The organism is Rhodospira trueperi, assembly GCF_900101965.1.
Classification (GTDB): Bacteria; Pseudomonadota; Alphaproteobacteria; order Rhodospirillales; family Rhodospirillaceae; genus Rhodospira; species Rhodospira trueperi.
In genome coordinates, this window is the sequence record NZ_FNAP01000004.1 from 52858 (window position 1) to 66483 (window position 13626).

12 protein-coding genes and 1 pseudogene are annotated in these 13626 nt (G+C 69.7%); 6 read left to right on the forward strand and 7 right to left on the reverse strand.

Annotated elements, in window-relative coordinates:
• Nucleotides 1–8 precede the first annotated feature (8 nt).
• From BLS85_RS06785 to BLS85_RS06795, 3 genes are all read right to left on the reverse strand, one after another.
• Nucleotides 9–986: a TAXI family TRAP transporter solute-binding subunit gene (locus tag BLS85_RS06785; protein ID WP_245699122.1), complete on the reverse strand. Its 978-nt coding sequence runs from the start codon at nt 984–986 to the stop codon at nt 9–11.
• Nucleotides 987–1209: 223 nt separating this feature from the next.
• Nucleotides 1210–2034, reverse strand: coding sequence for a 4'-phosphopantetheinyl transferase family protein (locus BLS85_RS06790; RefSeq protein WP_176793441.1), 825 nt, complete (start codon nt 2032–2034; stop codon nt 1210–1212).
• A gap of 14 nt (nt 2035–2048) precedes the next feature.
• The gene (locus BLS85_RS06795; RefSeq protein WP_092784226.1) at nt 2049–3338 is read right to left on the reverse strand and encodes an MFS transporter; all 1290 of its coding nucleotides are present in this window, start codon (nt 3336–3338) and stop codon (nt 2049–2051) included.
• Nucleotides 3339–3460: 122 nt separating this feature from the next.
• On the opposite strand from BLS85_RS06795, the gene BLS85_RS06800 reads away from it, so the two are divergent.
• The 3 genes from BLS85_RS06800 (at nt 3461) to BLS85_RS06810 (ending at nt 5553) form a co-directional block, all read left to right on the forward strand.
• Entirely contained in the window at nt 3461–4213 is a 753-nt protein-coding gene (locus BLS85_RS06800) for an endo alpha-1,4 polygalactosaminidase (RefSeq protein ID WP_092784229.1), read from the forward strand.
• Complete coding sequence (pncA, locus tag BLS85_RS06805; RefSeq protein ID WP_092784232.1) at nt 4201–4836, forward strand: bifunctional nicotinamidase/pyrazinamidase; 636 nt, start codon at nt 4201–4203, stop codon at nt 4834–4836. Before BLS85_RS06800 ends, pncA begins: the two co-directional genes overlap by 13 nt.
• Before the next feature lie 324 nt (nt 4837–5160).
• Nucleotides 5161–5553, forward strand: coding sequence for a hypothetical protein (locus BLS85_RS06810; protein WP_143027116.1), 393 nt, complete (start codon nt 5161–5163; stop codon nt 5551–5553).
• Between the two features lie 231 nt (nt 5554–5784).
• Here the strand turns inward: BLS85_RS06810 and BLS85_RS06815 are convergent, their stop codons facing one another.
• Complete coding sequence (locus tag BLS85_RS06815) at nt 5785–6858, reverse strand: permease (protein WP_092784238.1); 1074 nt, start codon at nt 6856–6858, stop codon at nt 5785–5787.
• A gap of 62 nt (nt 6859–6920) precedes the next feature.
• A complete protein-coding gene (locus BLS85_RS06820; protein WP_092784241.1) occupies nt 6921–7268 on the reverse strand; it encodes an ArsR/SmtB family transcription factor in 348 nt (115 codons plus the stop codon).
• Nucleotides 7269–7474: 206 nt separating this feature from the next.
• On the opposite strand from BLS85_RS06820, the gene BLS85_RS06825 reads away from it, so the two are divergent.
• The 3 genes from BLS85_RS06825 to BLS85_RS06835 are packed head-to-tail and all read left to right on the forward strand — an operon-like array spanning nt 7475 to nt 10597.
• On the forward strand, nt 7475–7906 hold the full coding sequence (locus BLS85_RS06825; protein WP_092784244.1) for a hypothetical protein: 432 nt from the start codon (nt 7475–7477) through the stop codon (nt 7904–7906).
• A gap of 43 nt (nt 7907–7949) precedes the next feature.
• On the forward strand, nt 7950–8807 hold the full coding sequence (locus BLS85_RS06830) for a substrate-binding periplasmic protein (protein WP_092784247.1): 858 nt from the start codon (nt 7950–7952) through the stop codon (nt 8805–8807).
• Nucleotides 8804–10597: a hypothetical protein gene (locus BLS85_RS06835; protein ID WP_092784250.1), complete on the forward strand. Its 1794-nt coding sequence runs from the start codon at nt 8804–8806 to the stop codon at nt 10595–10597. The genes BLS85_RS06830 and BLS85_RS06835 overlap by 4 nt, the downstream gene beginning before the upstream one ends.
• On the opposite strand, the gene BLS85_RS06840 is transcribed toward BLS85_RS06835, so the two are convergent.
• A complete protein-coding gene (locus tag BLS85_RS06840) occupies nt 10584–11426 on the reverse strand; it encodes a thermonuclease family protein (RefSeq protein WP_176793443.1) in 843 nt (280 codons plus the stop codon). The genes BLS85_RS06835 and BLS85_RS06840 overlap by 14 nt on opposite strands.
• Nucleotides 11427–11731: 305 nt before the next feature.
• Nucleotides 11732–13393: pseudogene (gene leuA / locus BLS85_RS06845) on the reverse strand (2-isopropylmalate synthase); the annotation flags it as partial.
• Nucleotides 13394–13626: the final 233 nt, after the last annotated feature.

Consider the following 13626-nt stretch of genomic DNA (forward strand, 5'->3'; position numbering starts at 1 on the left):
CCGCGCCGTCACTTCATCGCGTCAGGAATGTCGATGCCGGCTTCTTCGTAATAGCGCAATGCGCCCGGGTGCAGTTCGGCGCCCAACTGAACGATCATGTCGCGGGTGACGCCGTTCCACCACGGGTTCTCTTCAGCCAGAGTGTCCTTCCACTCCCAGAAGGTCTTGGTGACGAAATAGGCCACGTCGTCACTCATGCGCACGGTGCCATAGGCGCCCACGGGCACGCCGACCGTCTGGATCGGCTCGTCCTGGCCGTCATAGGTGCCCGCGGCGATGGTCAGCGGCCCCGACAACGGATCGAGATCGAGGATCTTCTGGCGTTCCTCATCCGAGAAGCTCAGCACCCTGACGTCGGCCGTGGTCGCCAGTTCCACGAGCTGTGGCGTGGGGTGGGCCGAACAGGTGGCGAAGCCGTCCACCTTGCCGTCGCGCATGGCGTCACCGGCGGCGGACAGTTCGACCTCGACGATGTTCACGTCGTCGCTCAGGCCCAGCAGGTCCAGGATCCTGCTGGTGCGCTTCTGGCAGAAGGTCCCGGTGCCGCCGGCGATGAAGTTCTTGCCGGCGAGGTCGGAGACGCTGTCGATGCCGCTGTCGGCGCCGACCACGAAGTGGATGGTCACGAACGGCATCACGAACAGGGTGCGGGCGTCGTCATTGGTGGTGCCCTCGAACGGCGCCTCGCCGGCACGCGCGGCGGCCAGCAGGCTGGGCGGCGTGGTGAACAGGAAGTTGCCGGGGCGGACGAACGATTCCTTCACGTTCTGGACTGAGCCCTGGCTCTCCTCGACCGTCGGCGAGATTTGGCCGTCGCTGGCCTCGCGGGTCATCTCGGCCAGTTGCACCATCATCACGTAATAGGACGAGGTGGACTTGGCCGATTTCAGCGTCAGGCGTTCCTGGGCCTGAGCGGCCGAAACCGACGACAGGGCCAGTCCGGCCGTCAACGCGGCACCCACCGCCAGCGTCTTCATGAAGTTCATCACCGATCCTCCTGGAAGGTTTTCGAGTGTTTGGGGAGGGTGGCCGCCACCGGCCTGACCCCGCTCGGAACCGGGGCAATCCTAAGCAGGGTTGGTCCCGTCGGGCAATGCGCGTTCAGGCGTCCATCCCACGCTCCTTCCTTCAGGATCGAAGGGACCGTCCAATCCGAATGTGCGAAAGACTCCATACGTGATTCGCGTCGCCGGCTCCGCGTCCCCGTCCTCACCCCGGCGCCCCGGTGTGGTGCCGCCGCAGCAGGCGCACCGGCGGACGCGGCGCTCGCCAGGGGGCGCACACGGCCCACGACAAGCGGTGGGTGGGGGTCGCGTTCTGGCTGCCCATGTGCCACTGCGCGACGTGGCCGATGACGTCGGGCGGCCCCACCACGCGGGGCGGCTCGCCCAGACAGGAATACAGCGCGAGATGGTTGGAGATGCCGAGCCCCAAGGCCTTCAGCACGGCCTCTTTCCGGGTCCACAGGGTCAGGAACAGGCGGTGACGCTCGCGCCCGCGTGGGACCGACTCGAGGGCGTCGGCCTCGTCCGGATGGAAGAACCGCCGCGCCAGCCGTGCCGCCGGCAGGGTGGCGCGCTCGGTCCACTCGATATCGACGCCCAGTTCGGCGCCGGGCGGCCAGGGTCCCAGGCTGACGGCGCAGGCGGCCAGCCCGTGGGTGTGGCTGAGGCTGAAGCGCGGCCGGGTCTCGGGGTCGAGCGGGAACGGCAGGCGCGTCAGGTCGACGTGCGGGCGGCCACCGGGCTCGGTCACGAAGTGCCAAGCCAGCGGGTCGGCGCCGTGATAGCGGCTCAGCATGGTCCGCAACAGCACGCGGGCCGCCGCGCTGGACCAGGCGTGGTGCGGGTCGCGGAAGGTGGTGACCCGGTTCCATTCGTTCCCGGACAGGTGCGGCCGCATGGCCTCGATGTCCGGCTGGCCACGGGAATCCGGCTCCAGCGTCCACAGCGCCACATCGAGTCCCCTGGTTGGCGAGGCGCCCGGGGGTTTTTCGCTAAGTTCGGCGCTGGCGGGCGGAAAGATCATGTCCATGGATGTTGACGGTCTCAATCCTCTCGCTGGTGGCATCGGGTCTCGCGTGTCAGCAGCGCCGCCCCCAGGGCGACCCCCTGCATCAGCACCAGGACCCACATGGCGCTGTGGAAGGCCTCCGCCCCGTACACCGGCCTTCCGGCTTCCACGGTGCCGTCCCAGGCGCGGTCCAGCAGCCATCCCAGCAACGGCTGGAACACGGCCCCGGCGGACATCGCCAGCATGTTGACGACGCCCAGGGCGGCCCCGGCGGCCCAGACCGGATTGTGCTCCCGTCCGGTGGCGAAACACAACACCATGCCGCCGCCGAACACGCCGTTCAGGACCATCAGGGCCACGACGGCCGTGACCGGCAGTCCGGGAGCATACAGCGCGGCGCCCAGGGTCAGCAGCGAGACCGATGAGGCCAGTAGCATCACCGCCCGGCGCCGCCGCACCCGATCCGACAGCCAGCCCATGACCGGCGCCCCCACGGCCCAGCCGATCAGCATGCCGGACGTGGCCAGCGCCGCCAGCTCGCGCTCGACGCCGTGGACGCGCTCCAGGTATGGCACGCCCCACAGGCCTGCGAACGACAACATGGGCGCGGTCATCGACGCGCCGTACAGGCCCACGATCCAGGTCTGGGGATTGCGCGCGACCCGCGCCAGCCCCTTGGCCAACGAGGGGCGAGGGGTGTCGTCGCCGGCCGTGGCGGGCGTGAACGGCCCCCGGTCGCGCACGATCAGGGCGACCAGCGCCGCCAGCATCAAAGCGAGCCCGCCCGCGAGCCCCAGGGCGCCGCGCCAGCCGATGGCGTCGATCAGCAGCGCCAGCGGCGCCTGCCCGCCGACTCCCCCCGCCATGCCGAGCGCCAGCGTCAGCCCGGAGACCATGGCGAACCGCTCGGGCGGGAACCAGCGGGTGATGATGAACAGGGCGCCGACCCAGGTGAAGGCGACGGCGCCGCCGATCAGCAGGCGCGCGGCATAGGCCATCCACAGTGCATCGGCGAGCGCGAACAGCGCGCTGCCGAAGCCGGCCAGGGCGCAGGCCAGCGCCAGCACGCGGCGCGGCCCGAAGCGGTCCAGGATCAGCCCGACCGGGATCTGCAATCCCGCATACGTATAGAAATAGAGTCCGGACAGGGTGCCGGTCAGCGCGGCGCCGACGGCGAATTCGCGCATCAACTCGTCCACCATCACGCTGGGCGCGGTGCGCTGGAAGAAGCCGTAACAGTAGAACAAAGCACCCAGGCCCCACATGATCCAGGGCAGGGCGCGCGGCACCGCGCGGGGCGCGGTCGCGGACGGAGAGGTCGACATGCCGGGATCGTCGCCGATGCCGGGGCGTCGGTCAATCGCCCGGGCGTCGCGGGCCGTTCACGGTCGCCGTCCTGTCGATCAGACTCTGTGATGGGCCGGTCGGATTGCGGTAGAATGCCACCATGGAGATCGACGCCGCCATCCTGATGTCGGACGACGCCAACCCGCGTCCGGCCCTCATCGCCTCGGCCGAGACCGACCCCGCGGCCGCGCGGGACGCGCGCCGGGACCGGCTGCGCGCGGTTGAGCACTGGCTGTACCTGATCGACGTCGATCTGGAGGACGACGTGATCGACCGGATCGGCGCCTCTGGTCACGATACGGTGGTGATCGACTATATTGCCTCCGAGGCCTGGAACGCCGATCACCCGATGGCCGAGACTATGGACCGGCTGAGCGGTCCGGCGGGAAACCGGCTGGTGCTGGCCTATATCGACATTGGCCAGACCGAGGACTACCGAACCTACTGGCGGGACGGCTGGGGGATCGGCAACCCGTGGTGGATCACCGCCCTGGACCCCGACGGCTGGGAAGGCAATTATCCCGTCGCCTTCTGGGCCGAACCCTACCAGGACATCTGGCTGGCCGACGGCGGCCTGCTGGACGGCATTGTCGAGGCCGGGTTCGATGGCGTGTACCTGGACTGGGTGGAGGCCTGCGACGATCCCGACGTCATCGCGGCCGCCGAGTCCGACGGCCTGGAGCCGGCCGTTTGTCGGGTCGCGGGCCCTGGACACCTACGTGCCGCCGCGCCCGGTCCCATGATCCGCGCGTCACGCCGCCCCTGGGCCTTTGACGGACGGGGCGCGCCTGGGTCAAACTGCGCCGATACCGTCCGCCGACCCGACTGGAGACCGCCGTCATGCCGCGTCTGACTGAGGATGCCGCCCTGCTCGTGATTGACGTTCAGAATGACTTCTGCTCTGGCGGGGCGCTCGCGGTCCCCGAGGGCGAGACCGTTGTGCCCGTCGTCAATCGCCTGATCGAAGCCTTTCAGGTGGTCGTTCTGACCCAGGACTGGCACCCGCCGGGGCATGCCTCGTTCGCCTCCGCCCACGACACCGGCGACGCGTTCACCATGATCGAGATGCCCTACGGACCCCAGGTGCTGTGGCCGGATCACTGCGTTCAGGGGACGTCCGGGGCCGCGTTCCATCCCGACCTGATCACCGATCCTGCGCGCCTGATCGTGCGCAAGGGGACGAATCCGGAGATCGACTCCTACTCCGCCTTTTTCGAGAACGATCAGATCACCGCCACAGGGCTGGCCGGAGCGCTGGCCGACCTGGGTGTCGAACATGTGGTCATGGCCGGCCTGGCCACGGATTACTGCGTGTGCTGGTCGGCGCTGGATGCGCGGCGGCTGGGTCTGAATGTCACCGTGGTGGAGGACGCCTGCCGGGCCATCGACCTGGACGGCTCGCTGGCGTCGGCCATGGCCAGCATGCTGGAGTCGGGGGTCCGGATCTCCGACAGCGAGACCGTGCTGGCCAGCTAGCGCGAATCCCGAGCGATCCGGAACGGATCGCGACGACGATTCGCTTGAACGTCAAATACCGAGGGCGCGTTGAGTGAGCCAAACCGCATGCAACGCGCCCTAGCCCCGTTCGCCTCCCGGTTCGTGGTGATCGGGCGGCCAATTCACTCAAAACACTTTGAACAAAAGCATCGAGCTTTAATTAATTCTGCTGCTCTCTACGCCATAAGAGCAACTTATTCCCTCTCTTGCTCTATTGCAATAAATGGCCCGCGCTCGGTATCATGATATCAAGATTTCGAATGATCGAAGCAGTGTCGACGAAGTGCTGCCGGTGGGGTGCCTATGCATACGACCCTCTCATTCAATCGTTTTCAGTCAATGCTGATGAAAATCGCGTTTGGCGCGAAGATTTGTGACGGCGGCTGTTGCTCCGCCCCGGAGCGGTTGCGTGAGAAAGTTCTGACCCTGAGCCCGTCGAAGTCGATTCGCGAGAACCTCGTCTACGTGATTCAGGCCTGCCACGAAGAAATCGGACGAGGGCATGTCTGCCAGATTTTCGTGGACATGACCTTTCAGTTGGAGGCTTTGCACCAGGACCTTTTCGGCTGTGAACCCGACCTTGAGTATCGGCCGGCGATTCTGATCGAAAGTGATAACGGAAGTTTCTGCGATCTTGGGGTGTGCGGCCTGTCGGCGTCCGCGCGTTCGACAGCGCCCCGGGCGCATGCCCTCTAGGTCCTGTTGTCAACAGGGCCTAGGGCAAGTCCCGAGCGATCCGGAGCGGATCGCGACGACGATTTGCCCAAGTATCAAATCGCGAAGGCGTGGTGCGTGAGTCAGACCGTGCGCGACGCGCTCTCATGACACGGCGTTCCGCCGTCCGGGCGGGACGGGTCGTTTTGGGTGCCGGCCGCTGTGACGCGGATTCCTGCCCCGAGGCCGCCGCCGACCGCTGCACCCGAAGGGTCACACCCCGCCGCTGCCGCTGTCCCACGCCAGGAAGAGCAGGCTCGCAGCCAGGGACCCGAACAGACCGAGGCCGACATACAGGCCGAACACCGGCCGACGGACCAGGGCGAAAACGGCCATGGCCGCCGGAATGCTCGTCACGCCGCCGGCCAGCATGAAGGCCAGCCCGGCCGCCGGGGTCATGCCCAGGTCCATCAGCCCGGCCACCGTCGGCACGGCGGCGTAGCCGTTGAGGTACGACGGGATGCCCACCAGCGCCGCCAGCGGGACCGCCCACCAGACGTCTCCACCCAGCCACGCGCCGACGGTGTCGGCCGGGATATAGGCCAGCATCAGGCTTTCGACCAGATAGGCCAGGGTCAGCCATTTCAGCAGGAACAGGCCGGTGTCCCGACTGGCGTCGGCGAAGGTCGCGCGCCGCTCCGCCGCCTTCCAGAAGCGCCAGGCCACCGGTTCCGGCCGCAGGCTCTTCTTCGCGGCGCAGCACTTCGGCCCGACTCCCGGCCGCAAGGCGTCGGTGAGGCCACCCCGACTCACCAGAATATGCGTCACCGTCCCGCCCAGCAGGCCCAGGCCCACGGCCGCGCCGGCTTTCGCCAGCGTCAGCGGCCAGCCGAACTCGCCCAGCATGAGCAGGAACATCTGCGGGTCCATCAGCGGCGAAGCCAGCCAGAACGCCATCACCGGGGCCAGCGGCACGCCGGCGGCCAGCAGCGCGGCGATGATCGGCACCACCCCGCAGGAGCAGAACGGTGACAGCGCCCCGAACAGCGCCGCCAGGGTGATGACCCGCGCCGGGTTGCCGCCGGTGGCGCGGGCGATTTGTTGGTCCAGGCCGGTGGCCTTGGTCCACGCCGCGATCAGGACCGAGGCCAGCAGGAACGGCAGAATGCTCCACAACGCTCCGGCGGTGAAGGTCACGCTCGGCCACGCCTGCGGCGGGTCCAGCACGGCCAGCGCGGCAACGACGGCCAGCGCGACCAGCCAAACCGGGTCCCGCCGGCGCCACAGCGTACCGGGCGCCCATACGGAGGCGGACGCCGGGGTGGTGGTCTGGACGGTCTCGGTCATAGCGGGCCTCGTGAGATGGCAATTGCAGAAGTATCGAACAATGAGAGGAAAAAGGGGGCGGTTCAGGCCGCGCCCCGATCCGGTGGATCGCCGACCGCGCACGCGGGCGCGCCGTCCAGGCCCTGGCAGCATTCGGACAACAGATAGTCGAGCATGGCCCGCGCCGCCTTGGTGTCCACGAAGCAGCGCAGCGAGCGGCCCTCGCGCTTCTGATGGACCAGCCCCACCATGATGAGGTGCTGCAGGTGGTGCGACAGCGTGGACTTCGGGATGTCCACATGGCGCAGCAACTCGCCCACCACGGCGCCGTCCGGTCCCGCCCGCACCAGCAGGCGGAACACGGCGAGGCGCACGGGATGGCCGAGTTCGCCCAGACAGCGGGCGGTTTGTTCCAGGCGGTCGTCGATCATGGGAAGACAATGAGTGGCCTCGGGGGCCGTGTCAACGATAATTCCGGAATTACCGAACCATTGTATCTCCAAAGCTCCCGGAAATCCGGCGCGGTGCCTGCACGGGCGCTGGCCCCGGCGTCGGCACATTGATAGGATGCGCGGTGTCCGTCATGGTGGGATGCGATCCGCCGCCGTCCCACCCGCAGCACAGGAGCTATTGCCCCATGCGACCCCGCACCGTCGTGGCCGTCGCCGCCGCGTCCCTGTTCGCCCTCGGCGTGCCGGGCGCCATCACCTCCGCCCAGGCGCAGGGCACAGCCCCCGCCGTCGAAGAGGGCGGCACCCAGGCCAAGAACCTCGAGTCCGCCGCCGGTGCCAGTATCACCATGGGCCGCTGGCGCATCCACCACATCCCGGAACTGCGCCTGGGCCAGCCCACCATGGATCCGCAGACGGGGGCCATCTACCACCCCGTCGCCATCACCGGCACGTCGATCTCGTTCTACGTCATCGGGGCCGGGGAACAGGAACTGTGGGAGGTCCCCGTCATCTGGGCCGGCGATCAACCGACCGGCAACCGGTTCCACAAGCTGGATTACTTCGGCATCCTTGAGGAGACGGGCGGGCTCTACATCTACAGTCGTGAAACCGAGTAGCCCGACGACGGCCCACCGGTTCCACCGCGCGACGGTTCGACGCTTGACGATCATTGCCCTGATCCTGTCCTGCGGCGCCCTGGTGATGGGGGCGCGGGCGGCTTTGCCGTTGCCGCCGTCCGGCACCGGGGGACAGGTCCCGCCGGGTGCGCCGTCCCGCACCCTGACCGTGGCCACGATGGCCGATGCGCTGCCGCTGTCCGGAACCGGCGCGGACGGGCAGGCGGCGGGCCTGCATGTCCGGATGGCGCGCGCCGTCTGCGAACGGCTGCGACTCGACTGCCGGTTCACCGCGATGCCCGCCGATGCCCTTCTTGACGCCCTGGTCTCGGGCGCGGTCGACATGGTCGCCGCCGATCTGATCGTGACCGATGAAAGGGCGGCCCGGGTCCGGTTCGCCCCGGCGCATGCCCGCGCGGCCTCGCTGCTGGTCGGCCGCGCGGCCTCCTGGCCGGACGGGCCTTTGCCGGGAGGCGGACCCGCCCGCGCCGACGACGCCAATCCCTTTGATCGATTGGCCGGACGGGTCGTGGTCGTGGCCGGCGGCAGCGATCAGGCCGTCGCCCTGCAACGGCGCGCGCCGCGCGACGCCGGAGCCGTGCTGGCGCCGACCCACGGCGAGGCCGTGGACGCGCTGCGAAGCGGCGAGGCCGACGCCGCCCTGCTTCCCCTGGCTATCGGCCTTGAGGTCTTGGGAGACGGTCTGATCCCGCTCGGCCCGCCCCTGACCGACGCCGGCGCCGGCGGTCCTGTCGCGCTGGCGACCGCCCTGGGCAACCGCGACCTCGCGCAGGGAATTGGAACGGTCGTGGAGGCGATGCGCCGCGACGGCCGGATCCGTGCGCTGGCCCGCGTCAGTCCCGATCCCCTGGCCGCCGTTCCGGTCGAGGCGTCGCGATGACATCGTCTGCGTCCTCGCATCCGCGCCCGCGCCCGCGCCCGCTGCTCGGCCTCGTTGCCGCCGTTCTGGCGGGCCTTGTCCTTCTGGCCGTGCCGGCCACCCTGGCGGGCTGGCGCCTGTTGGCCTTGGACGCGCGCGCGGGAGCGGAGACCCTGGAGGCGGCCCGCGCCGACGCCGAAACCCTGGGCACGGTGGCGCGGGCGGTCGAGGGCGCGCGCGGGCTCGGCCGTCAAATCCGCTTCGCCCCGGCGGGTGCCGCAGGGGCCGCCGCGCGTCAGCGCGCCGCGCTTCTTCTGCGTGTGCTCAGCGAGGACCCGGCGTGGCGGGCTGATCTGCCGGCGTCGTTCGGCGCGGCTCTGGACCAAGCCCGCGCCGCCGCCGACCTGCTGACCCAACAGCGCGATACGCAATCGCCCTGGCCGACCCTGATCGCCGACCGGCTGCGGGCGCTGTCGCTGTTCGCCGACGACCCGGGTCAAGACAGCGCCACGCCGCGCGCGCGTGCGCTGGGCCGCCTCCACCAGACGCTGTCCCTGGCGGCCCGCTCCGGGGCTCCCGCCCTGGGTTTCCTGGAGCGCGAGGCCCGGCGGCAGGCAGCCCGAGCCATCGCCGCGCCCGGCCTGCCCATCGGGCTGGAGCGGCCCGCGCCCCCCGGATCCGGCCTCACCGTCCACGCCGTCATTGCCGCCGCCCTGGACATTCCCGAGGCGCGCCGGTCCGCCTTGGCCAACGAGGCCCGCGCGGATCGGCTGTGGCGCGAGGCGGACGACGCCCTTGCCCGCGCCGCCGACATCGCCCAGACAACGGCCGTGGCTCGCCTTTCGGGCCTGAGCCTGACGGCGGACGCCGCGTGGCGCCGTCTCCGGGATGCTCTTCTTGCCAGCCTGCTGGCCGTTCTGGCCTTGGCCGCCGGCGGCGGCGCCCTGGTCGCCACCGCCTACGCCCGGCCGCTGAGCCGGTTGGGGCGTCGCGCGGCCGATCTCGGGCTGGGGAGGACCCGGGGCGGACCGACCCGCGATGTGGCCTGGACCGCCCTGGAAAACGCCGTTGCGGTGGCCGGCGACACGTCCGCGCGGGACCAGGGAGCGATCGAGGCGGCCCTCCGGCGCGATGCCGCCACCTTGCGGCTGGCCCTGCTGGGCGCGGCCTCCGAGGCCGCCGCCGGGCGCGCGCTGGCCGCAACGGCGCCCGTTCTCGCGCGGACGCTGGCCGACGACCCCGAAACCGCCCGGGATGTGCTGTCGGCGCTGCGGCGCCTTGCGGCGGGCGCCGATGACACGCCGCACGCGCCGCTTGATCGGATCCTGACCGATGTCCTTGCCGTGCTGGACCAGCAGGTTCGGCACCGGGGACTCGACCTGACGCTGACCTGCCCGCCCAACCTGTGGATCGACGCCCCGTCCGCCGTTCTGGCGGCGGTGGTCTGTTATGTGGTCGAGGCGGCCGTGCTGCGTGCGGAGGACCATGGCGCGGGCTCCAGCCGTCCCGTCGCCGTGTCCGTGACCGTCGAGGTCGAGGGGAGCGACCGGCTGCGACTGGTCATCGACGATGACGGCCCGCCCGCGTCGCCCGCCGCCGCCGGCCTGTTGCCCGGCATCGACGATGGCGGAGGACCCGCCGACCCGGCCGCGCGCCTTGCCCAGGCCCTGCGGGAGGAGCCCGACGCGGCGGCCCTGCTGCTGGCCGACGGTCTGGCACGGGCGGGGCTGGGCACGCCGTTGGCGGTCACGGCGCGACACTCCAGCGGCCCACGCACGATCCTGACCGTACGGCCGCTCACCCCAGGATGACGCGGGTCTCCAGCGCCGCCGCGTGGTCGAGGGCGATCATCGGGCCGTTGGTGGGAAACAGCCAGCCACGCACCTGGATGAACTGGCGTTCCAGGTCGAGCAGATCGGCGACATCCAGACCGGCGCGGCGCGGGTGCTCGACCATCACCGTGAAATCGCGGCGCCAGTCGCGCCCGAAGTTGAGATAGATGCGACTTCGCATCCGGGCGGCATCCAGCACCGTGCCGCGCACGATCTGGAAGGTGCCAATCCAGGGCCATGTCTCATCGGGTGCGCGCGGCGCATAGAGGGGATCGCGCCACAGGCCGCGCCCCGCGGCCCGGGCTTCCGCCTCCAGCGTCAGGAGTTCGCCGGCCCCGGCGGCGGCGCCGGGCATGGTGGCCACCCGCGCCAGCCCGCGCGCGATCAACTCCGCCTGAACCCAGAGGCCGCCGGGCTCCAGCGTCACCTGCGCCAATACGCGGCCGTAGCGGTCCCGCGCGACCTCCGGCGTCCACGGCCGCACGGATCGACCGACACAGGTCGACTCCAGCGCCGCGCGCGCCTGCGCCGCCCAGTCGGCCACGCGCGCCATCTCCTCGGGCGCGCCGTCCTGGGGCAGGTCCGTCGGCTGGGGCAGGCGAATGGCGGCCAGCCTGACGCGCCGGCCGTCCCCCAGAATCAATGCGCCATCGGTCCCGAGTGCCCGCGCGGTGCCGCCGGGATCCGGCGTCAGGCCCTCGGCCGGCGCGATGTCCCCCGCTCCCCGCGCGGTTCGGGAGAAAAGAAACCCGACACCCGCAAGCCCGGCCAGACAGCGTCGGCGGGTCAACGGGTGTCGGGGAGTCATGCCTCGCATCCTTCCTCGGCCCCGCGGGACGCGTACGGCCGTGCGGATTCATGAGCCGTCATTGCGAGCCCTCGTCATTTGACGAGGGCGTAGCAATCCAGGGCGGACGGTTCAAGGATTGGCCCTGGATTGCCCCATTTTTTTGCTTTTGGGTTGCGCTCCTCGCAATGACGACGACCACAGTGTTCCCGCCGGAACGGCGCGGCCTACTCCGCCGCCGCCTCGGTCCCGGCCGCCTGAGCGTCCTCTTTGGCCTTCTGGGTCGAGCGCGCCCCGCCCGAGCAGCCGGCCGCGTTCAGGCGCCGCACCCGGTTGACCGACGACAGGATGGCGTTCAGCGACGCCTGCACAATGTTGGTGTGGCGACCGACACCGTACATGGGCGCGTGGCCCTCGGCCTTCATCTCGACGTAGGCGTAGGCCTGCGCGTTGGCGCCCGTTCCCAGCGCATGCTCGGAGTAGTTCACCACCTCCAACGCCATGCCGAGATCTGTCTTGAGCGCGTCGACGAAGGCATCCAACGGCCCGTTGCCGCGCCCGCTGACCTTGTGCTCCTCACCGTTCACCACCAGAACAGCGTCGAGCACGCGGATGTCCGTGGCGTGGGTGTCGGGGACGGTGCGGTACTCCTTCAGCGCGAGGTCGCCCGGGTTCTGCACCAGGTATTCGGTCTGGAAGATGTCCCAGAGCTGCATGGCGGTCACCTCGCCCTCGCTCTCGTCGGTGATGTGCTGGACCACGCCGGAGAACTCGACCTGAAGGTTGCGCGGCATCTGCAAGGCGTGGTCCCGCTCCAGGATGTGCGCGACCCCGCCCTTGCCGGACTGGCTGTTGATGCGGATGACGGCCTCGTAGGTGCGGCCCACGTCGGTCGGGTCGATGGGCAGGTAGGGCACCTCCCACATACCACTGTTGGACTGGCGCAGGGCGCGCAGGCCCTTGTTGATGGCGTCCTGGTGCGAGCCCGAGAAGGCCGTGAACACCAACTCGCCCGCATAGGGGTGGCGCGGATGCACCGGCAAACGGTTGCAGTACTCGGCCGTGGTCACAAGCTCCGGCATATTGGAGCAGTCAAGGCCCGGATCGACGCCCTGGGTGAACATGTTCATCGCCAGCGTGACCACGTCCACGTTGCCCGTGCGCTCGCCGTTGCCGAACAGCGTGCCCTCGACGCGGTCGGCCCCGGCCATGAGCGCCAGTTCCGTCGCCGCCACCCCGGTGCCCCGGTCGTTGTGCGGGTGCAGGGAAATGATCACGCTGTCGCGGTTCTTGACGTTCCGCGAGAACCACTCGATCTGGTCGGCATAGACGTTGGGCGTGGCCATCTCCACCGTGCTGGGCAGGTTGAGGATCAGGCGCTTTTCGGGCGTCGGCTGGAAGACGTCCATCACCGCCTCGCAGATCTCGACGGCGAAGTCGAGCTCGGTGCCGGTGAAGCTCTCGGGCGAATACTGATAGTGAATGTCGGTGTCGGTCTCACCGGCCAGCGAATGGATCAACTCGGCCCCTTGGCGGGCGATGTCGATGATGCCAGCGCGGTCCATGCCGAACACGACGCGGCGCTGCAACTCCGACGTCGAGTTGTAGACGTGGACGATGGCGCGGCGGCAGCCCTTCAGGGCCTCGAACGTGCGGCGGATCAGCGGCTCACGGGCCTGCACGAGCACCTGAAGGGTGACGTCCTCCGGGACCATGTCGTTTTCGATCAGGTAGCGGGCGAAGTCGAAATCGGTCTGCGAGGCCGCCGGGAACCCGACCTCGATCTCCTTGAAGCCCATACGCACGAGGGTCTCGTACAGGCGCGCCTTGCGCTGAATGCCCATCGGCTCGATGAGCGCCTGGTTGCCGTCGCGCAGGTCCACGGAGGCCCAGATCGGCGCCTGGGTGATGGTCGCCGACGGCCACTTGCGGTCGGGCAGGTCAACGGGCGGGAACGGGCGGTACTTGGCTTTCGGATCGACGTGCATGGAAACTCTCCGGTCGTCGCGGGGCGCCTTGCGGGGCGCGGTTTGGGCTCAATCTACACGAGGAAAGCGGTGGCCGCGAGGCTTCGGTCGCCGGCGGGCCACGCAAGACGCGGCCGGCGACCGTTGGTTAGTCGCAGGGTGATGGAGGCCATCGAACGACCGGAGGCGGCCGGACTGCGCTGGGCGGGGATCATGGGAACGAAACCTTGCGGGACGGTGACTGTCTGGACGGG